Origin of the sequence: Streptomyces sp. NPDC048196 (assembly GCF_040652715.1) — a bacterium.
GTDB classification, from domain to species: Bacteria; Actinomycetota; Actinomycetes; order Streptomycetales; family Streptomycetaceae; genus Streptomyces; species Streptomyces siderophoricus.
Genome location: NZ_JBEZMM010000024.1, coordinates 74,892 through 93,786, shown reverse-complemented (window position 1 = coordinate 93,786; position 18,895 = coordinate 74,892). Strand labels below are relative to the sequence as shown.

Below are 18,895 nucleotides of genomic sequence, written 5' to 3'. Positions count from 1 at the left end.
CCCGCGGGGAATGCGGAGATGTGCCGGGAGCCGAGCGCTCCCGGCACATTGCTGTGTTGTGCCGGGAAGGGCCCACGGGCACAGGTCGTAGAGTGGCGGGCATTGCCCACCACCCCACGAGCCCGAGTTGGACTGATGCTGAATCTCTCCGGGGCACGCCCCCCGCACCACCGCTCGTTCCCGAAGCCCGCCCGTCGCGCCGCCGTCGCCGCGCTGACCGTGCCCCTCCTGCTGATCACCGCCGCCTGCGGGTCCGACGACGGCAAGGGCTCGTCGGGCGAAGCCGTCGTGAAGGTCACGGGCAAGCCGGGGGCGCAGCCCAAGATCACGGTGCCGAAGGGCGCCAAGCCGTCCGACACGGCCGTCACCAAGACCCTCGTCCAGGGGAAGGGCGCGACCGTCAAGAAGGGTGACCTGGTCCGCCTGGACTTCGCGGCGCAGACCATGAAGGGCCAGAACCTGGGCAGCAGCTGGGCGCCGCAGCCCGGCGCCGAGAAGGGCGCGCCGCGCACCCAGGTCGTCAGCGAGGTCACCGACCAGATGACGCAGCAGATGCTGCCGCCGAAGGTGATGTCGGCGGTCGCCGGGCAGAAGGTCGGCAGCCGGTTCGAGGTCGAGGGCACCGCCAAGGCGCTGATCGGCGCGGGCCTGAACCCGCAGTCCGGGATCAAGCCGGGGGACGGCCTGGTCTGGGTCGTCGATGTGGTCGGCGCGAAGAAGGTCGACAAGAAGGCGAAGGCCGAGGGCAAGCAGGCCGACGCCGAGAGCGGGATGCCGGAGGTGACCGCGGCGGACGAGAAGGCCGCGAAGATCACCATCCCCAAGGGGGAGAAGGCGCCCAAGGGCCTGGAGCAGCAGGTGCTGATCAAGGGCAAGGGCCCCGTGGTGAAGGCCGGCGACGGGCTGATCGCGCAGTACACCGGTGTGAAGTGGGAGGACGGCAAGAAGTTCGACTCCTCCTGGGACCACGGGGGTGCGACCGCGTTCCAGATCGGTACCGGGCAGGTCGTCCAGGGCTGGGACAAGGCGCTGGTAGGCAAGCACGTCGGGGACCGGGTGGAGATCGTCATTCCGCCGAAGCTGGGGTACGGCGCGAGCCCGCAGCACGAGCTGGCCAAGAACACCCTGGTCTTCTCGGTCGACATCGTCGGCACCGTCTGACCAGCGACGACGTCAAGATCTGCGAGACTGGCCCGGTAATCGTAAAGATTCGCAAGTAGGAGCACATCAGTGAGCATCGACAAGCCCGAGATCGACTTTCCTGAGGGCCCGGCTCCCACCGAGCTCGAAATCGTGGACCTGACGGAGGGCGACGGGCCGGTCGCCAAGGCCGGGGACACGGTCTCCGTCCACTACGTCGGTGTGTCCTTCAGCACCGGCGAGGAGTTCGACGCCAGCTGGAACCGCGGCAAGCCGCTGCAGTTCCAGCTCGGTGCCGGCCAGGTCATCGCCGGCTGGGACCAGGGCGTCCAGGGCATGAAGGTCGGCGGCCGCCGCCGGCTGACCATCCCGCCGCACCTGGCGTACGGCGCGCACGGCGCCGGGGGCGGCCGGATCGCCCCCAACGAGACCCTGATCTTCGTCTGCGACCTGGTCTCCGTCTGACGCCGCCGCCGCTCCCGACCGGGGCGGCCGCCGACGCACCCGAGGGCCCGTGCCACCTTGTGGCACGGGCCCTCGGCCATGGGCCCTCGGCTTTTACCTTCCGCACCCCGAGCGGTACGGTCAACGATCGGGAGAACAACGAGAAAGGGCGTCGATGGCCATTGCCAAGGCCGAGCGGCTGATGAATCTGGCGCTGTGCCTGCTGGGGACGCGACGCCCGCTGACCAAGCGCGAGCTCCGCTCGTCCATCGAGGCGTACATCGAGGCCTTCGGGCCGGGACACGCCGCGGCCTTCGGGCCGGGACGCGCTGCGGCCTTCGGGCCGGGACGCGCTGCGGCCTTCGGGGCCGGCAACGGCACTCCGGGCGGCGACGAAGCCTTCAACCGCATGTTCGAGCGGGACAAGGACGACCTGCGCGAGCTGGGCCTGGTCATCGAGACCGTCGAGGGCATCGACGGCGAGGTCGGCTACCTCGCCCGCCGCGACAGCAACCGGCTGCCCCCGATCACCCTGGACGCCGAGGAGGCCGCCGCCCTCGGGCTGGCCGCCAAGGTCTGGCAGCAGGCCCGGCTGGCCGGCGCGGCCAGCGGCGCGCTGCAGAAGCTGCGGGCGGCCGGGATGCCGCTGGCCGGGGAGGGCGAGGACTACGACGCCGGGCAGCCGCACAGCGCGCTCGAACCCCGTATCCCCGCCCACGAGGCCGCCTTCGAACCGCTGATGCTGGCCTGCCGCGACCGCCGCCCGGTCGTGTTCGACTACCGCAAGTCCAACGCCGCCCGCCCCGAGCAGCGCCAGGTCGAGCCGTGGATCCTGGAGTGCTGGCGCGGCCACTGGTACGTCGCCGGCTGGGACCGCGAGCGCCAGGCCGAGCGGGTCTTCCGGCTCTCCCGGATCACCGGCAAGGTCCGTTCCCGGCAAGGGAAGTTCACCGCGCCGGTGCCCGACCACGTCACCGTCCGCGAGACCGTCGAGAGCTGGGCGGGGGAGACCGCCACCGGCACCGCCCGGATCAAGCTCCGCGCCGAGCACGGCTATCCGCTGCGGTCCCGCGCGCTGACCGTCCGGGACCTGGGCGACGGCTGGGACGAGCTGGAGATCCCCAACGGCCACGGACTCGACGCCTGGCTGGTGGAGTTCGGGCCCGACGTGGTCGTACTGGAACCCGCGGAACTGCGCGCCGACGTCATCGACCGGCTGCGCGCCGTGGCCAAGGGCTGAGAGGGACGGGAGCTTCACTCATGGCCACGAACGCGATCGACCAGACCCGCCGGATGCTGTCGCTGGTGACGTATCTGCGCGAGCGCCCCGGCGCCCGCGTCGGCGACGTCGCGCGCGCCTTCGGCATCACCGAGGACGAGCTGATCGCCGACCTCGACGTACTGCCCATGTGCGGTACGAGCTTCCGCGGCGGCGATCTGCTGGACATCGACACCGACGGGGACCGCATCTGGTGGCACAACCCCGACGACGTCGCCGAGCCGCTGCGGCTGGCCGCCGACGAGGCCACCGCCCTGCTGGTGGCGGCCCGCGCGGTCGCCACGCTCCCGGGGCTGCGGGAGGGTGACCGGCAGGCGCTGCTGCGGGCCACCGCCAAGCTGGAGGCGGCGGCCGGTGAGGCGGCCGGCGCCAGCTCCCGGCTCTCGGTGACCTTCGAGTCCGAGGGCGGGGTGTTCGCCGACGTCGACCGGGCGATCGCCGAACGGCGCCGGCTGTGGCTGCGCTACTACTCCCCGGCCCGCGACGAGCTGACCGAGCGCGAGGTGGACCCGATCCGGCTGTTCGCCGTCGGCCACACCTACGTGGAGGCCTGGTGCCGGCTCTCGGAGGCCCGGCGCACCTTCCGGCTCGACCGGGTCGCCGAGATCAAGCTGCTGGACGCGCCCGCCGACCCGCCGCCGGTCGAGCTGCGCGACCTGTCCGAGGGCCTGGTGCAGCCGGCCGCCGAGGACCCCGAGGTGTCCATCGAGGTCGGGCCGGGCGGCCGCTGGGTCGCCGAGTACTACCCGCACGACAGCGCCGAGGAGCTGCCCGACGGCGGGCTGCGGATCACCCTGCGCACCCCCGACCCGGCGTCGCTGCGGCGGCTGGCGCTGCGGCTGGGCCGGGACGGCCGGATCGTGGCGCCGCAGGCGCTGGCGGACAGTGCCCGGCGCGCCGCCGAGCAGGCGCTCGCGGCGTACGGCGAGTGAGCCGGGCGGCCCGGCCACCGCGCAGCGACGCCGTAGGGAGAGGGCCGTGTCCAGTGGCAGGAGGCAGCGAGGGATGACGACCACCATGGCGACCGGGACGGCGACCGCCGCCCCGGCGGACGGAGCCGCTCCGGTGCTGTTCAAGGCGGCCTGCCCGGACTGCCGGGGCCGCTTCGAGCTGGCCTCGGACGCCTTCCGGCTGGCCATCGGCGGCAGCCGCCGCACCACCTTCTACTCCTTCACCTGCCCGGACTGCCGGCGGGCGGTGCGCCGGCCCGCCGGTGAGCGGATCGTCGAGCTGCTGACCGGCGGCGGGGTGCGCACGCTGCGGCTGCACTCGGGCTGACCGATAGGCTCGCCCCATGCTCTGGCCCATGATCGCCATCGCCCTCGGCTTCCTCGGGATCGCCGTACTGGGCGTGCTCGCCGTCCGTGTCTTCGTCGAGGTGCGCCGGCTGGCCCGCCAGGTCGGCACGGCGTCGGAGCGGATCCAGCGGGCCGCCCAGGACCTGGAACGGGCGGCGGTGCCGCTGGCCTCCCGGATGCACGAGGCCGGCCGGGACCGGGCCGGGGACTGACGCCGGGGCCGGGTCCGGCGCCCGGACGTCGCCGCAGAGGTCGGCGCCCTCCTGTGCGGCAGGGCGGAGAGGTAGGCTTCCCCCGCGGTTCGAAGAGCGCGGCGGTCGTGGCAATCCGGAGGTTGCACGGGGATTGCCGGACGTTCACCACCGAACGTTACGATCGATCGAGCACCAGGACGCCAGCCCGACCCCATCGGCAGGCACCACAGCAGACGCCGCCCCGGCGAGAAGGTAGTCGCACATGTTGAGCAACCTGAGGGCCCCCGAGATCATCCTGATCCTCGTCGTGATCGTGCTGCTGTTCGGCGCGAAGAAGCTCCCGGACATGGCGCGTTCGCTCGGCAAGTCCGCCCGGATCCTCAAGAGCGAGGCCAAGGCGATGAAGAAGGACGGCGAGGCGGACGGTGCGTCGGCCGGCACCTCGTCCGAGGCATCCGCCGACGCCGGCCAGCAGGCCCCCCGCACGATTCAGGCGGCCCCCGGCGATGTGAGCAGCTCGCGCCCGGTCGCCGAGCCGAACCAGACGACCAAGCAGAGCTGACCGAACCGATCCCGTCGCCCCGCCCGGTCCGGGACGGCTGATGCACGAGACGAGGAAGTGGGTTGCTCAAGTCTGCCCGCAAGCAGGAGAAGGACCCCGAGGGGCGGATGCCGCTCGCGGCGCACCTGCGTGAGCTGCGCAACAGACTGCTGAAGTCGGTGCTGGCGATCGGTGTCGTCACCGTCGTCGCGATGTGGCAGTACGACGCCATCGCCCACTTCATCACGGGGCCGGTCATCGACGCGGTCGGCTGCGGGCGGGGCAGCGTGACCGCTCCGCGTACGCATCCGTGCGCCGAGGTCACCGCCAACGGTCTGCTGGCGCCCTTCACCATCCTGCTCAAGCTGTCGCTCACGGTGGGCGTCGTCGGTGCCAGCCCGATCTGGCTCTACCAGCTCTGGGCCTTCCTCGCGCCGGGCCTGCACAAGCACGAGAAGAAGTACGCGCTGAGCTTCGTCGGGGCCGGCGTGCCGCTCTTCCTGGCCGGTGCCTACCTCGCCTACGCGGTGCTGCCGACCACGGCGGGTGCCCTGGTCGGTCTGACCCCGGACGACTGGGCCAACCTCTTCCCGGCCGACGAGTTCTTCGACATCGTCACGCGCATGATCGTGGTGTTCGGGCTCGCCTTCGAGCTGCCGCTGCTGCTGGTGCTGCTCAACTTCGGCGGCGTGGTCACCGGGCGCCGGATCATGAGCTGGTGGCGGTTCATGGTCCTCGGCATCACGGTCTTCGCGGCCCTCGCCACCCCGACCGGTGACCCGCTGACCATGAGCCTGCTGGCCGCCCCGATCGTGGTGCTGTACTTCGGCGCTGCCGGCATCTGCCTCTTCAACGACCGCCGCCGCCGGCTGGGCAACCCGGACGCGGGGCTGAGCGACGACGAGGCCTCGGAGCTCGATCTGACGCCGTCCGAGGTCGGCTCGATCGAGCCGGTCTCCTCGGGGCGGATGCTGCCGGAGCAGGCGAGCGGCGAACCGGAGGACGGCGCCGGGCCGCGGGGCGGTTACGACGACGTGACGTGAGGTGACTACCCCTCACATGCTGTGACGGCCCCCCCCGGGCTCGCGCGAGCCCGGGGCCTTTCGCATGGTGCTCCGCCGGGCCCCCGCTCGGTAAAGGCCGCCCATAAAGATCGGGTCGTTGTCAGAGGTGGCCGGTAGGCTCGTAGGCACGATGACCGAGGACATGTCCCCTGCTGAGCGCTATGCCGCCGCCAAGCTCCGGGCGGCCGATCAGGCCACCGCACTTGCCGGTTTCCGGGAGCTGTACGACTTCGAGCTGGACCCGTTCCAGGTCGATGCCTGCCAGGCCCTGGAGGCCGGTCAGGGCGTGCTGGTCGCCGCCCCCACCGGATCCGGCAAGACGATCGTCGGCGAATTCGCCGTCCACCTGGCCCTGGAGCAGGGCCGCAAATGCTTCTACACCACGCCGATCAAGGCACTGTCCAACCAGAAGTACCAGGACCTGGTCAAGCGGTACGGCGCGGCGAAGGTCGGCCTGCTGACCGGCGACAACAGCGTCAACTCCGAGGCGCCGGTGATCGTGATGACCACCGAGGTCCTGCGGAACATGCTCTACGCCGGCTCCCAGTCGCTGATCGGCCTGGCGTACGTGGTCATGGACGAGGTGCACTACCTCTCCGACCGCTTCCGCGGTGCCGTCTGGGAAGAGGTGATCATCCACCTCCCCGAATCGGTGACGCTGGTCTCGCTGTCCGCCACGGTCTCCAACGCCGAGGAGTTCGGTGACTGGCTCGACACGGTGCGTGGCGACACCGCCGTGATCGTCTCCGAGCACCGCCCCGTCCCGCTGTGGCAGCACGTCCTCGCCGGCCGCCGGATATACGACCTCTTCGAGGAGCGGGACGGCGCCAAGGGCGCACGCCGGGAGGTCAATCCCGACCTGGAACGACTCGCACGGATGGAGAACAGCCGGCCGACCTTCGGCCGGGACAAGCGCCGGGGCCGCACGATGCGGGAGGCGGACCGCGAGCGCGAGCGGCGGCAGCGGGCGCGGATCTGGACGCCGAGCCGGCCCGAGGTCATCGACCGCCTCGACAACGAGGGCCTGCTGCCCGCGATCACGTTCATCTTCAGCCGGGCCGGCTGCGAGGCCGCGGTCCAGCAGTGCCTGTATTCGGGGCTGCGCCTCAACGACGCGGAGGGCCGCGAACAGGTCCGCCGCATAGTGGAGGCCCGGACGGCCGGGATCCCGGACGACGACCTCCATGTGCTGGGCTACTACGAGTGGCTGGAGGGCCTGGAGCGGGGCATCGCGGCGCACCACGCCGGCATGCTGCCGACCTTCAAGGAGGTCGTCGAGGAACTCTTCGTCAAGGGCCTGGTGAAGGCGGTCTTCGCCACCGAGACCCTGGCGCTGGGCATCAACATGCCGGCGCGTTCGGTGGTGTTGGAAAAGCTCGTGAAGTGGAACGGCGAGCAGCACGCCGACATCACCCCCGGCGAATACACCCAGTTGACCGGCCGGGCCGGGCGCCGCGGCATCGACATCGAGGGCCATGCGGTGGTGCTGTGGCAGCGCGGGATGAACCCGGCCGCGCTGGCCGGGCTCGCCGGCACCCGGACGTACCCGCTGCGGTCGTCGTTCAAGCCGTCGTACAACATGGCGGTCAACCTCGTCTCGCAGTTCGGCCGGCACCGTTCGCGCGAGCTGCTGGAGATGTCGTTCGCGCAGTTCCAGGCCGACAAGTCGGTGGTCGGCATCACCCGGCAGGTGCAGCGCAACGAGGAGGGCCTGGACGGCTACCGCGCCTCGATGACCTGCCACCTCGGCGACTTCGAGGAGTACTCCCGGCTGCGGCGGGAGTTGAAGGACCGTGAGACGGAGCTGGCCAAGCAGGGCGCCGCGCAGCGCCGGGTGGCGGCCGCGGCGGCCCTGGAGAAGCTGAAGCCGGGCGATGTGATCCATGTGCCGACCGGCAAGTACGCCGGCCTGGCGCTGGTCCTCGACCCCGGTATGCCGTCGGGCCGGACCAACGGCCACCGCGGTTTCGAGTCGCAGGACGGCCCGCGGCCGCTGGTGCTGACCGCCGAGCGGCAGGTCAAGCGGCTCGGCTCGATCGACTTCCCGGTGCCGGTGACGGCGCTCGACCGGATGCGGATCCCCAAGTCGTTCAACGCCCGCAGCCCGCAGTCCCGCCGCGATCTGGCGTCCGCGCTGCGCACGAAGGCCGGGCACCTCGTGCCGTCGCGCCACCGCAAGCCCCGGTCGGCGGCGGTCGACGACCGCGAGATCTCCCAGCTGCGCACCGCGATCCGCGCCCATCCCTGCCACGGCTGCGACGAGCGCGAGGACCACGCGCGCTGGGCGGAGCGCTACCACCGCCTCAAGCGGGACACCCGCCAGCTGGAGCGCCGGATCGAGGGCCGGACGAACACCATCGCCCGCACCTTCGACCGGATCTGTGCGCTGCTGACCGAGCTGGGCTACCTCGAAGGGGACGAGGTCACCGACGAGGGCCGTCGGCTCGCCCGGCTCTACGGCGAGCTGGACCTGCTGGCCAGCGAGTGTCTGCGGGACGGCGTCTGGGAGGACCTCGGCCCGGCCGAACTCGCCGCCTGCGCCTCCGCGTTGGTGTACGAGGCCCGGCAGGCGGATGACGCGGTGGCCCCCAAGCTGCCGGCCGGCAAGGCGCGGGACGCGCTCGGCGAGATGGTCCGCATCTGGGGCCGGCTGGACGCCCTGGAGGAGGACCACCGGATCAACCAGGCGGAGGGCGTCGGCCAGCGCGAACCGGACCTCGGCTTCGCCTGGGCCGCCTATCGCTGGGCGGCCGGCTTCGGCCTGGACGAGGTGCTCCGCGAGGCGGAGATGCCCGCCGGCGACTTCGTCCGCTGGTGCAAGCAACTGGTCGACATCCTCGGCCAGATCGCGGCCGCCGCCCCGGCCGGCAGCTCGGTGGCGAAGAACGCCCGCCGGGCCATGGACGGCGTGCTGCGCGGTGTGGTCGCGTACTCCTCGGTGGGCTGACGGGCCGTCCGCGCGACGGCGCACCGCACGGCGACGGCGCCGCGTCCCCCTCGGCGGGGGCGCGGCGCCGTCGTCGTAGGCCGGTCCGGTGCGGTTACGACGCCTGCCGTGCGTCCGCCGCCGCCCGCTCGGCGTCGCGCTTGGCGACCTCCTCGCGGACGAGCGGGATGACGTACCGGCCGAAGTCGACGGCGTCGTCGAGCAGGTCGTAACCGCGCGCGGAGAGGATTTCCACGCCCAGGTCGTAGTAGTCGAGCAGCGCCTGGGCGACGGTCTCCGGCGTACCGACCAGGGCGGTGGAGTTCCCCGCGCCGCCGGTCTCCGCCGCCGTCGGCGTCCACAGCGCCCGGTCGTGCCGCTCGCCCTCGGCGGCCACCGCCAGCAGCCGCTGGGAGCCGGCGTTCTGCGGGTGGGTCGCCGGATGGCGGCGGCTGGGCGCACCGCCCGCCTTGCGCGCCTTGATCCGGTCCAGGGTGCGGTGCGCCTTCTCCCAGGCCAGTTCCTCGGTGGGCGCGATGATCGGCCGGAAGGCGACCTGGATCCTGGGGACGTCGCTGCGGCCGGCCGCCCGCGCCGCCGCCTTCACCGAGGCGATCTGCTCGGCGGTCTGCGCCAGCGGCTCGCCCCACAGGCAGTAGATGTCCGCCTCGGCACCGCCCGCCGCGTATGCCGCGGGTGAGGAGCCGCCGAACGACACCTGCGGATGGGGCCGTTGGAGGGGGAAGGTGTCGGAGACGAAGTCGTGGAAGCGGTAGTGGGCGCCCTCGTGGTCGAAGGGCTCGTGGGTGGTCCAGATCTTCTTGACGATCCGGATGTATTCCCGGGTGCGGTCGTAGCGCTCGTCCTTGGTCAGGGTGTCGCCCTCGCGCCGCTGCTCGTGGTCGTTGCCGCCGGTGATGAAGTGCACCGCGAGCCGGCCGTCGCTGATCCGGTCGAGCGTGGCGAAGGTCTTCGCGGCGAAGGTCGGGTACGACACGTTGGGGCGGTGCGCCACCAGGATCTGCAGGGCGTCGGTGCGGGCGGCGACGTAGGCGGCGGCCGGGGAGGGATCGGGGGAGCCGGAGCCGTAGGCGAACAGCACCCGGTCCCAGCCGTACTGCTCATGGGCGCGGGCGAGCTTGAGGGTGTAGTCCTTGTCGAAGGACGCACCGGAGCGGGGGGCGACTTCGGAACCGTCGTTGGTCGCGGCAATGCCGAGGAACTCGACAGGCATGGGTAGGGCCTCGTCTTCTCGTAGGGCGGGCGCGCCGGGCGCCGGGAATCGCGGAGGGAAGGTCCGCGCCACGGAGAAGTCAGCGGCAACAGGAAGCGGACCACACCCGACCGAAGTCGATGTGGTCACGGGTGACCAGCCGCGTGTGAGGACGCATGAGTTCAGTGGAACAGAAGATGCATGCACCGTCAACCAAATGCCGTCCGGTGCGGGGGAGTTGAGTTACCTGCTGGACGGCGCTGCTCAGTCGAGGTGCTGCGCCCGACGGAGCCCGGGGCGTATTGCCGGATGGAGGCCGCGCCTCGCCGCGTGGGTTCGGCACTGAGCCGCGCCTGCGGGACGTTCACCTGAGCAGGTGGCAGGTGGCAGGTGGCAGGTGGCAGGTGGCAGGTGGCAGGTGGCCGGAGCGGGCGCGGGCGCAGGCGTGGGCGTCCGGGGCCGGGCTCGGCGTGTTCTCCGCGCCGGCCCGGCTCCCGTCGCCGTGTACGGATCTCCGTCAGCGTGCCGTGCGGGCCCGGCCCTCCGCCCCCCTTCCCTTCCCCCGCCGCGCCGTCGCCCGTATCGCGAGGAAGATCAGCACGCCGATCGGGGAGAGGAGGACGGTCAGGAGGAGCAGGGGGCCCATCAGGAGGGGGTGGAGGTGCAGGGCGCGGGCCTCGCGGTACATCCACTGGCCCAGGAACAGGTCCCAGGCGATCACCTGTGCCCAGATCGCGCCGGCCCCGCCGCCGAGGCGCAGCAGGTCCTGGAAGCCGGTCAGGTCGGGGTGGCTGACGGCCGCCCAGAGCTGCGGGAACACCGGGACGGCCAGGGCGAGGTAGACCGCCAGGACCGGGACCATCGGGAGGGGCGAGGCGGCGATCCGGTCGGTCCAGCGCCGGCCGGGAGCCAGGATCAGCAGCGCCCAGAACGGCGCGGCGAGGAGGAAGGCCAGATCGAACAGGGCGCTGGGGGTCATGCGGGGGACTCCGTGGCGAGGGTGGGGGTGAGGGAGGGCGCGGGGTGGTGGCGGAGGGCCGCGTACGTGGCGAGGCCGGTGGCGGTGGCGAGGGCGGCGAGTGCGGTCAGCGTGGCCGGGTCCGGGTGGATGAGGGCCTGGCCGCGCAGTGCCTGCCAGGTGACCAGGGCCAGTAGCCCGGTGAGGAAGCCGGCCGCGACCAGGACCAGCCGCAGCCGGACCCGTGCGTCGCGCAGCCGGGCGAACCGTCCGGCCAGCGCCTCGATCCCGTAGAGGAACAGCGGCAGCGCCTGGAGGGCGTGCATGCCGACGAAGTGCGGGATGCGCAGATCGCCGCCGGTGGTGTTCCAGCCGGTCACCGGCATGGCCGGACCGCCGTCGGGGACGCCGACGCTGTGCGCGCCGACGGCGGTGCGCAGCCCGTCGGCCTGCTGTTCCGGTGTGGGCATCAGCATCAGCCCGCCGAGCAGCAGTCCGGCCAGCGCGATCAGCACGCCGAGGCGGATCGCCCAGGTGGTGGCCCGGTCGCCGAGCCGGGCCCGGAAGAGCAGGACCGCGATGACCAGGGTGGCGGTCCACAGGGCCACGATGGTGAGCCCCATCGCGACGAACAGGCCCTGGTCCAGCGGGGTTTCGATGTTGAAGTGGCTGCGCCGGCCGCGGACGGCCTGGCCGGTGATGATGGCCATTTCGATCAGCCCGGACACCACGACCACATGGGCCGCCCCCGCGCCCAGCCGGCCGGGCGCGGGGCGCCGGGCCAGCATCCAGGCCAGGGTCAGCCCGTAGGCGGCGAACGACACCGCGAACTTGAACGGCTTGAACCAGACCGGCGCCCCGAGCACGACGCGGTCGTCGACGATCAGGCCGGCCGCGGCGACGACCGCGAGCGCGGCCATCGCCCAGGAGAAGGCGAGCAGTGAACGGTATCTGGACATGGGTCCCCCAGGGACGGCACCGGTGCGCAGGTGCACGGGTGCCCAGGCGTGTGCGGGCGGCAGCGGCCGCAGAATGGATAGTGGCGCTCTCCGCTATCTGATAGCTGGACTATCTATGATGGGGGCGGAAATGGCAAGGCCGGGTGTGCGGGGGCCCGGGGGACAGGCGGCGGGGCGGGACCCCGGCGCGGGAAAGGGCGGCGGGTGCGGATGCGCATCGGGGAGCTGAGCCGGGCGACCGGGGTCGCGGTGCCGACCATCAAGTACTACGTCCGCGAGGGGCTGCTGCCCGCGGGCCGGCTGACCAGCCCCAATCAGGCGCGTTACGACGACGGTCACGTCCGCCGGCTGCGGTTGATCCGGGGGCTGATGGATGTCGGCGGGCTCTCCGTCGCGAAGGTGCGGGAGGTGCTGGCCGCCGTCGACTCACCCGAGGAGCCGGTGCACAAGGTCCTCGGCGCGGCGCAGCTGGCGATCGCCCCGCCGCAGGTCGCCGCGCCGGAGGGCATCGAGGAGGCGCGGCACGCGGCCGCCGGGCTGATCCGCCGGCGGGGCTGGCGGGTCGCCCCGGAGAATCCGTCCGTCGAGGCGCTGGCGGTCGCGCTGGCCACTCTCCAGGGCCTCGGACACGGCGATTTCGGCGAGGTCCTCGACGACTATGCCGACGCCTGTGAGCGGGTGGCCACCGCCGATCTGGCGTGGGTGGGCCGCAACGCGGAGGTCGACCGCCTGGTGGAGAGCGTGGTGGTGGGGACCGTGGTCGGGGACGCGGTCCTGAGTGCGATGCGCCGGCTGGCGCATGTGGAGGCCTCGGCCCGCAGGTACGAGGGCGGGGAGGCGGACTGAGGGGGGCCGGCGGGCCCGGGAGCGCGAGGGGCTGCCCGCGGGCCCGCCGGTGGGGGGCGTTTCAGGTGGGGCTGACGCAGCGTCAGGAGGCGGCCGCGGGGGTGGCCTCCTGCTCCGCCTCGACCTGCTGGTTCCAGTCGCGCTTGGACGCCTGCCAGCCGTCCTCGTCGTGGCCGGTGCGCCAGTAGCCGGAGATGGACAGGTCCTCGCGCGGGATCTGGCGCTCGACGCGGAGCAGCCGGCGCAGCTCCTTCACGAAGCCCGCCTCGCCGTGCACGAACGCCTGGACCCGGCCGGCTGGGAACGCCAAGTCCCGTACGGCCGCGACCAGTTGGCGGCCGACCGGGGCGCCGTCGCGGTGGATCCAGGTGATCCGCGCACCGGCCGGAACGGTCAGCTCCTGGCGTTCCTCGGGCCCGGCGACCTCGATGAACGCATGCACCGCGGCGCCCGCCGGGATCCGCGCCAGGGACGCCGCGATGGCCGGCAGGGCACTCTCGTCACCGGCCAGGAGGTGCCAGTCGGCGGCCGGGTCCGGGACGTAGCCGCCGCCGGGCCCCAGCAGGAAGATCTCGTCGCCCGGCTGCGCGGCCGCCGCCCAGTGCCCGGCCAGGCCCTCGTCGCCGTGCACCACGAAGTCCACGGTCAGCTCGCGGCTCTCCGGGTCCCAGGCGCGGACCGTGTACGTACGGGTCCGGGGCCAGCGGTCGCGCGGGAACTCGGCGCGGATCTGCGCGATGTCGAAGGGCTCCGGGTAGCGCACGCCGGGGACCGGGAAGACCAGCTTGACGTAGTGGTCGGAGTACTCGCCCGCGGCGAACTCCGCCAGTCCCTCGCCGCCGAGCACCACCCGGACCATATGGGGGGTGAGCCGCTCGGTGCGCCGCACCCGGGCGCGGTGCAGGGCGGGCTTCTTGCGGGACGGACGCTCCGTTGCGGCTGCAGCCACGGCAATCTCCCCTGTGCGGTGGTGGGCGGCGGGCCCGGAGCAACCGGACCCGCCGAAGTTAGGCATACCTAACCTAACAGTAATTCACCGGCGGAGCGTGAGGAGCAACCGCTGCAGAGCGCCACCCAGGCCCCACTGCGTGGCCAGCGCCTCCAGGCGCTCGGGGTCGGCCGGCTCCGCCGGCAGTGCGAGGTCCGCATCCGGAACGGGCACGTCGTTGGCCACCTTGATCACCTTCGGGGCGACCGCGACGTACGGGCGGGCCTCCAGCAGACGGGCGCGCTGCGCCGGGGTCACCTTCGAGGCGGGGTCCTCCGCGGCGGCCATGATCCCGGCGAGGTCGCCGTAGGTGGCCAGCAGCTTCGCCGCGGTCTTCTCGCCGATCCCCGGTACGCCGGGCAGACCGTCGCTGGGATCACCGCGCAGCAGCGCGAGATCGGCGTACCCCGGGCCGTCCACGCCGTACTTCTCGCGCAGCCACGCCTCGTCGGTGACCTGGAGGGTGCCGACGCCCTTGAGGGGGTACAGGACGCGGATGCCGCGCCGGTCGTCGACGAGCTGGTAGAGGTCCCGGTCGCCGGTGACGATGTCCACCGGGCCCGGCGCCCGCGCCGCGAGCGTGCCGATGATGTCGTCGGCCTCGTAGCCGGCCGCGCCGATCCGGGCGATGCCGAGCGCGTCCAGCACGTCCTCGATGACCGGGACCTGGGGCGAGAGGGTGTCGGGGACCTGCTCCTCGTCGGGCTCGGCGGAGCCGGCCGGGGCCTCCTCGGCGACCCGGTGCGCCTTGTAGGAGGGGATCAGATCGACCCGCCACTGCGGACGCCAGTCGAAGTCCATACAGGCGACCAGGTCGTCGGGGTGGTGGTCCTGGACGAGCCGGGCGATGAAGTCCAGCAGACCGCGCACCGCGTTCACCGGCGTGCCGTCCGGGGCCCTGACCGATTCCGGTACCCCGAAATAGGCGCGGAAGTACAACGAGGCGGTGTCGAGGAGCATCAGGCGTCGAGTCACACCCCGCATGATGCCGTATGCCCCAATCGCCGCCGCGATGTGATCTGGCACACCGATGTGTTTGCGCCGCATAAAGACGGGCAGACGCGCAGCCGGAGCGGACCCGGTGGAGATTCAACATTTCCAGCGGTAAAGGCGGGCGGACCCCGTCCCGCACCACGACCTGCCGGCGGGGGTGGCAGGTCGTTTCTCGTGCGACAAGAGAGGCATATGTGTCCAGGCTGCAAGCCGAGCACCTGTACAAGGTGTTCGGCAGACGACCCGAGGACGCGGTACGCAGACTCGAAGCCGGCGCGAGCCGGGACGAGTTGCGGGCCGAAGGCACCACCGCCGCCGTGATCGACGCGTCGATCGAGGTGGACGAGGGCCAGATCTTCGTCGTCATGGGTCTGTCCGGGTCCGGCAAGTCCACCCTGCTGCGCATGCTCAACGGCCTGCTGGAGCCGACCGCCGGAACCGTGCGGATCGACGGCCAGGACCTCACCTCCCTCAGCGACAAGGAACTGCGCGCGGTCCGCTCCCGGAAGATCTCCATGGTCTTCCAGCACTTCGCGCTCTTCCCGCACCGCAGCGTCCTGGAGAACGCCGCCTACGGGCTGGAGGTCCAGGGCGTGCCGCGCGCCGAGCGCGAGCGGCGAGCCACCGAGGCACTGGAACTCACCGGCCTCAAGGGCTGGGAGAAGTCCTGGCCCGACGAGCTGTCCGGCGGTATGCAGCAGCGGGTGGGCCTGGCCCGGGCGCTGGCCACCGACGCCGATCTGCTGCTGATGGACGAGTCGTTCAGCGCGCTGGACCCGCTGATCCGGCGTGACATGCAGGACCAGCTGCTGGAGCTGCAGAAGACCCTCAAGAAGACCATCGTCTTCATCACCCACGACCTCAACGAGGCGATGCGCCTCGGTGACAGGATCGCGGTGATGCGGGACGGCCGGATCGTGCAGACCGGCAGCGCCGAGGACATCCTCGTGCGCCCCGCCAACGACTACGTCGCCTCCTTCATCCAGGACGTGGACCGCAGCCGGGTGCTGACCGCCGGCGCGGTCATGGCCGAGGTCGGCACGGTGCTCGGCGGCAGCACCCCGGAGGGCGGCACGCTCGGTACGGCCGCGGAGTTCCGTGCCGCGGCGCCGGCCACCGTGGGCGTCGACACCCCGCTGGTCGAGCTGTTCACACCGTGCTCGGCCAGCAGCGTGCCCGTCGCGGTGACCGACGACCAGGGCGCCGTGATCGGTGCCGTACCGGCCGAGCGGCTGCTCGCGGTGCTCGGCGAGCCCGCCGAACAGGGCGCGGAGCAGCAGGCGCCGGCGACGGCTCCCGGTGTCCCCGCCCAGCCCGCGGTGAAGACCCTCGCGAAGACGGCGAAGAGCCCGAAGACGGACGTGGGTACGGCGGAGCCGCCCGCGGAGACGGGCGACGACGAACCCGGCGACGGCGACGCCGAGGGCAAGGTGACCGCCGGTGCCTAGGATCCCGATAGGCAGCTGGGCCAACGACGCCGTCAACTGGCTGCGCGACAACCTCGACTGGCTCTTCACCCTCATCACCAAGGTGCTGAACGGCCTCTACGACGCGATCCACACGGTCCTCGCCGGGCCCGAACCGCTGCTGCTGGCCGGCATCTTCGCGGTGCTCGCCTGGTGGCTGCGCGGACTGCCGGCCGCCGTGCTCACCTTCCTCGGATTCGCCCTGATCGACTCGGTCGAACAGTGGGGCCCGACCGTCGAATCGCTCTCGCTGGTCCTGGTGGCCTGCCTGATCACCGTCGTGGTCGCGGTGCCGCTCGGCATCTGGGCGGCCCGCAGCCGGGTCGTCGGCGGAGCGCTGCGCCCGGTCCTGGACCTGATGCAGACCATGCCGGCGATGGTCTACCTGATCCCCGGCATCCTCTTCTTCGGCCTCGGTGTCGTCCCCGGCATCGTCGCCACCATCGTCTTCTCCATGCCGCCCGCGGTCCGCATGACGGAGCTGGGCATCCGGCAGGTCGACGAGGAACTGGTCGAGGCCGCCGAGGCGTTCGGCACCCACCCGCGGCGCACCCTCTTCCGCGTCCAGCTGCCGCTCGCGCTGCCCACGATCATGGCCGGCATCAACCAGGTCATCATGCTGGCGCTGTCCATGGTCGTCATCGCCGGCATGGTCGGCGGCGGCGGTCTCGGCGCGTCCGTCTACAACGCGATCAGCTCGGTCAACGTGGCGCTGGGCGCCGAGGCCGGCCTCGCGGTGGTCATCCTCGCCATGTACCTGGACCGGATGACCGGCGCCCTCAACCAGCGGGTCTCCCCGCTCGGCCGGCGCGCGCTGGCCAAGGCCCAGGCGTCGCTGGGCGGCCTGAAGTTCCTGCAGTGGCGGCCCGCCACGTCCGTGGCCGTGGTCGGCGTGGTCGTGCTCGCGCTGATCGCCGGCGGCATGGGCATGTTCGGCAAGAACGCCGGCCAGGGAGGCGGCAACGGCCGCCCGATCAGCCTCGGTTACGTCAACTGGGACGAGGGCAAGGCCACCACGTACCTCTGGAAGGAGATCCTGGAGGAGCGCGGCTACAAGCCCAAGGTCCAGGCCCTGGAGGCCGGTCCGCTGTTCGCCGGGCAGGCCCGCGGCGACATCGACGTGCAGACCAACGCCTGGCTGCCGACCACCCACGCCTCGTACTGGAAGAAGTACCAGCACCAGCTGGAGGACCTCGGCGCCTGGTACGACAAGACGTCGCTGGAGATCGCGGTGCCGTCGTACGTCAAGGGCGTCAAGACCCTGGACGACCTCAAGGGCAAGGCCGGCGAGTTCGGCGGCAAAATCACCGGCATCGAGCCCGGCGCCGGCGAGATGAAGATCCTCAAGGACAAGGTCCTCAAGGACTACGGACTGAGCGGTGAGTACAAGGTGCAGGAGTCCAGCACCGCCTCGATGCTCAGCGAGCTGGACCGCTCGGTCCACCGGAAGAAGCCGATCGCGGTCACGCTCTGGTCGCCGCACTGGGCGTACGACAAGTACCCGCTCACCAAGCTGAAGGACCCCAAGGGATCGTTCGGCTCGGGTGACAGCCTGCACCTGCTGGGCCGCAAGGGCTTCGCGAAGGACGAGCCCGAGGTCGCCAAGTGGATGAAGAACTTCCACCTGGACGAGAAGCAGCTCACCAGCCTGGAGAACGACGTCAAGAACGCCGGCGAGGGCCATGAGCAGGACGGCGTGCGCAGCTGGCTGAAGAAGAACCCGGGCCTGGTCGAGAAGATCGCGCCGTCCGCCCACGCCACCTACGCCAAGGGCAAGGACGCGGGCAAGGCGCCCGCCATCGGCTACCCGGCGTGGGACGAGGGCATCGCCACCACGTACCTCTGGAAGAACGTCCTGGAGAAGCGCGGCTACCACCCGAACATCCGCAACCTCGACGTCGGGCCGATGTGGACCGGGCTGTCCACCGGGCAGATCGACGTGGAGACGGACGGCTGGCTGCCGGTGGCGCAGAAGCAGTACTGGGACAAGTACAAGAAGGATCTCGTCGACGTCGGCCCGTGGTACGACAAGACGTCCCTGGAAATCGCCGTGCCGTCGTACGTCAAGGGCGTCAAGACGCTCGACGACCTGCGGACGCACAAGGACGAATTCAAGGGCAAAATCATCGGGATCGAGCCCGGCACGGGTGAGATGAAGCGGCTCAAGGACACCGTGGCACCGGCGTACGGGCTGCAGGACTTCGACGTCACCTCCGCCGGTACCAGCGCCATGCTCGCCGAGCTGGACCGCGCCTACCACAAGCACGAGCCGATCGCGGTCGTGCTGTGGTCGCCGCACTGGGCGTACAGCAAGTACCACCTGACCAAGCTCGCCGACCCCAAGGGCACCTGGGGCGCCAACAACCAGATCAAGACGCTCGGCAACAAGAGCCTGCCGAAGAAATTCCCGGAGTTCTACGGCTGGCTGAAGAACTGGAAGATGAGCCCCGAGGAACTCGGCAGCCTGGAGAAGGACATCCAGGACGCCGGAAAGGGAAATGAGAACAAGGGCGTCGAGAAGTGGATCGACGACCATCCGGGAATTGTGGACAAGATGGCGCCGGTGAAGTAGGCGGGTCTTTTCCC

The 18,895-nt window shown here is 71.6% G+C and carries 17 protein-coding genes; 12 read left to right on the top strand and 5 right to left on the bottom strand.

Going from position 1 to position 18,895, the window contains the following annotated elements; genetic code table 11:
- The first annotated feature begins 135 nt into the window (after positions 1-135).
- The 9 genes from AB0E02_RS23015 to AB0E02_RS22975 all read left to right on the top strand — a co-directional run bounded on the left by AB0E02_RS23015 (position 136) and on the right by AB0E02_RS22975 (position 8,907).
- Complete coding sequence (locus AB0E02_RS23015) at positions 136-1,161, top strand: FKBP-type peptidyl-prolyl cis-trans isomerase (RefSeq protein WP_362142157.1); 1,026 nt, start codon at positions 136-138, stop codon at positions 1,159-1,161.
- 69 nt (positions 1,162-1,230) lie between these two features.
- Positions 1,231-1,605, top strand: coding sequence for an FKBP-type peptidyl-prolyl cis-trans isomerase (locus AB0E02_RS23010; RefSeq protein WP_261952443.1), 375 nt, complete (start codon positions 1,231-1,233; stop codon positions 1,603-1,605).
- 154 nt (positions 1,606-1,759) lie between these two features.
- The gene (locus tag AB0E02_RS23005; protein ID WP_362142155.1) at positions 1,760-2,824 is read left to right on the top strand and encodes a WYL domain-containing protein; all 1,065 of its coding nucleotides are present in this window, start codon (positions 1,760-1,762) and stop codon (positions 2,822-2,824) included.
- A 20-nt stretch (positions 2,825-2,844) separates the two neighbouring features.
- Positions 2,845-3,795, top strand: coding sequence for a WYL domain-containing protein (locus tag AB0E02_RS23000; protein ID WP_362142153.1), 951 nt, complete (start codon positions 2,845-2,847; stop codon positions 3,793-3,795).
- A 73-nt stretch (positions 3,796-3,868) separates the two neighbouring features.
- A complete protein-coding gene (locus AB0E02_RS22995) occupies positions 3,869-4,141 on the top strand; it encodes a hypothetical protein (protein ID WP_362142152.1) in 273 nt (90 codons plus the stop codon).
- A gap of 16 nt (positions 4,142-4,157) precedes the next feature.
- A complete protein-coding gene (locus tag AB0E02_RS22990) occupies positions 4,158-4,373 on the top strand; it encodes a hypothetical protein (RefSeq protein ID WP_201809880.1) in 216 nt (71 codons plus the stop codon).
- A gap of 244 nt (positions 4,374-4,617) precedes the next feature.
- The gene (gene tatA, locus AB0E02_RS22985) at positions 4,618-4,917 is read left to right on the top strand and encodes a Sec-independent protein translocase subunit TatA (RefSeq protein WP_362142150.1); all 300 of its coding nucleotides are present in this window, start codon (positions 4,618-4,620) and stop codon (positions 4,915-4,917) included.
- Between the two features lie 62 nt (positions 4,918-4,979).
- A complete protein-coding gene (gene tatC, locus AB0E02_RS22980; RefSeq protein ID WP_362142147.1) occupies positions 4,980-5,939 on the top strand; it encodes a twin-arginine translocase subunit TatC in 960 nt (319 codons plus the stop codon).
- Positions 5,940-6,090: 151 nt separating this feature from the next.
- Entirely contained in the window at positions 6,091-8,907 is a 2,817-nt protein-coding gene (locus tag AB0E02_RS22975) for a DEAD/DEAH box helicase (protein WP_362142145.1), read from the top strand.
- A gap of 94 nt (positions 8,908-9,001) precedes the next feature.
- Here the strand turns inward: AB0E02_RS22975 and AB0E02_RS22970 are convergent, their stop codons facing one another.
- The 3 genes from AB0E02_RS22970 to AB0E02_RS22960 all read right to left on the bottom strand — a co-directional run bounded on the left by AB0E02_RS22970 (position 9,002) and on the right by AB0E02_RS22960 (position 11,977).
- A complete protein-coding gene (locus tag AB0E02_RS22970; protein ID WP_362142144.1) occupies positions 9,002-10,120 on the bottom strand; it encodes an LLM class flavin-dependent oxidoreductase in 1,119 nt (372 codons plus the stop codon).
- Positions 10,121-10,616: 496 nt separating this feature from the next.
- Positions 10,617-11,078 (bottom strand): ABA4-like family protein, encoded by a 462-nt coding sequence (locus AB0E02_RS22965; RefSeq protein ID WP_362142142.1) that lies wholly within the window; start codon positions 11,076-11,078, stop codon positions 10,617-10,619.
- Positions 11,075-11,977, bottom strand: coding sequence for a hypothetical protein (locus tag AB0E02_RS22960; protein ID WP_362142194.1), 903 nt, complete (start codon positions 11,975-11,977; stop codon positions 11,075-11,077). Before AB0E02_RS22960 ends, AB0E02_RS22965 begins: the two co-directional genes overlap by 4 nt.
- Before the next feature lie 249 nt (positions 11,978-12,226).
- Between AB0E02_RS22960 and AB0E02_RS22955 the strand changes: the two genes are divergently transcribed.
- Positions 12,227-12,862, top strand: coding sequence for a MerR family transcriptional regulator (locus tag AB0E02_RS22955; RefSeq protein ID WP_362142192.1), 636 nt, complete (start codon positions 12,227-12,229; stop codon positions 12,860-12,862).
- A gap of 82 nt (positions 12,863-12,944) precedes the next feature.
- Here the strand turns inward: AB0E02_RS22955 and AB0E02_RS22950 are convergent, their stop codons facing one another.
- Both AB0E02_RS22950 and AB0E02_RS22945 read right to left on the bottom strand, forming a co-directional pair.
- Positions 12,945-13,811: a siderophore-interacting protein gene (locus AB0E02_RS22950; protein WP_362142140.1), complete on the bottom strand. Its 867-nt coding sequence runs from the start codon at positions 13,809-13,811 to the stop codon at positions 12,945-12,947.
- Between the two features lie 84 nt (positions 13,812-13,895).
- The gene (locus AB0E02_RS22945; RefSeq protein ID WP_362142190.1) at positions 13,896-14,810 is read right to left on the bottom strand and encodes a 5'-3' exonuclease; all 915 of its coding nucleotides are present in this window, start codon (positions 14,808-14,810) and stop codon (positions 13,896-13,898) included.
- Between the two features lie 227 nt (positions 14,811-15,037).
- Between AB0E02_RS22945 and AB0E02_RS22940 the strand changes: the two genes are divergently transcribed.
- On the top strand, positions 15,038-16,291 hold the full coding sequence (locus tag AB0E02_RS22940; protein ID WP_362142138.1) for a betaine/proline/choline family ABC transporter ATP-binding protein: 1,254 nt from the start codon (positions 15,038-15,040) through the stop codon (positions 16,289-16,291).
- Positions 16,284-18,881 carry an ABC transporter permease/substrate binding protein gene (locus tag AB0E02_RS22935; RefSeq protein ID WP_362142136.1) on the top strand — a complete coding sequence of 866 codons (2,598 nt, stop codon included), beginning with the start codon at positions 16,284-16,286 and terminating at the stop codon, positions 18,879-18,881. The genes AB0E02_RS22940 and AB0E02_RS22935 overlap by 8 nt, the downstream gene beginning before the upstream one ends.
- The last annotated feature ends 14 nt before the right edge of the window (positions 18,882-18,895 follow it).

Coding starts and splice junctions, on each gene's coding strand:
- AB0E02_RS22945 (WP_362142190.1), bottom strand. CDS start 14,810: ATGCTCCTCGACACCGCCTCGTTGTACTTCCGCGCCTATTTCGGGGTA.
- AB0E02_RS22960 (WP_362142194.1), bottom strand. CDS start 11,977: ATGGCCGCGCTCGCGGTCGTCGCCGCGGCCGGCCTGATCGTCGACGAC.
- tatA (WP_362142150.1), top strand. CDS start 4,618: ATGTTGAGCAACCTGAGGGCCCCCGAGATCATCCTGATCCTCGTCGTG.
- AB0E02_RS22995 (WP_362142152.1), top strand. CDS start 3,869: ATGACGACCACCATGGCGACCGGGACGGCGACCGCCGCCCCGGCGGAC.
- AB0E02_RS23000 (WP_362142153.1), top strand. CDS start 2,845: ATGGCCACGAACGCGATCGACCAGACCCGCCGGATGCTGTCGCTGGTG.
- AB0E02_RS22965 (WP_362142142.1), bottom strand. CDS start 11,078: ATGACCCCCAGCGCCCTGTTCGATCTGGCCTTCCTCCTCGCCGCGCCG.
- AB0E02_RS23005 (WP_362142155.1), top strand. CDS start 1,760: ATGGCCATTGCCAAGGCCGAGCGGCTGATGAATCTGGCGCTGTGCCTG.
- AB0E02_RS22955 (WP_362142192.1), top strand. CDS start 12,227: ATGCGCATCGGGGAGCTGAGCCGGGCGACCGGGGTCGCGGTGCCGACC.
- AB0E02_RS22975 (WP_362142145.1), top strand. CDS start 6,091: ATGACCGAGGACATGTCCCCTGCTGAGCGCTATGCCGCCGCCAAGCTC.
- AB0E02_RS23015 (WP_362142157.1), top strand. CDS start 136: ATGCTGAATCTCTCCGGGGCACGCCCCCCGCACCACCGCTCGTTCCCG.
- AB0E02_RS22990 (WP_201809880.1), top strand. CDS start 4,158: ATGCTCTGGCCCATGATCGCCATCGCCCTCGGCTTCCTCGGGATCGCC.
- AB0E02_RS22970 (WP_362142144.1), bottom strand. CDS start 10,120: ATGCCTGTCGAGTTCCTCGGCATTGCCGCGACCAACGACGGTTCCGAA.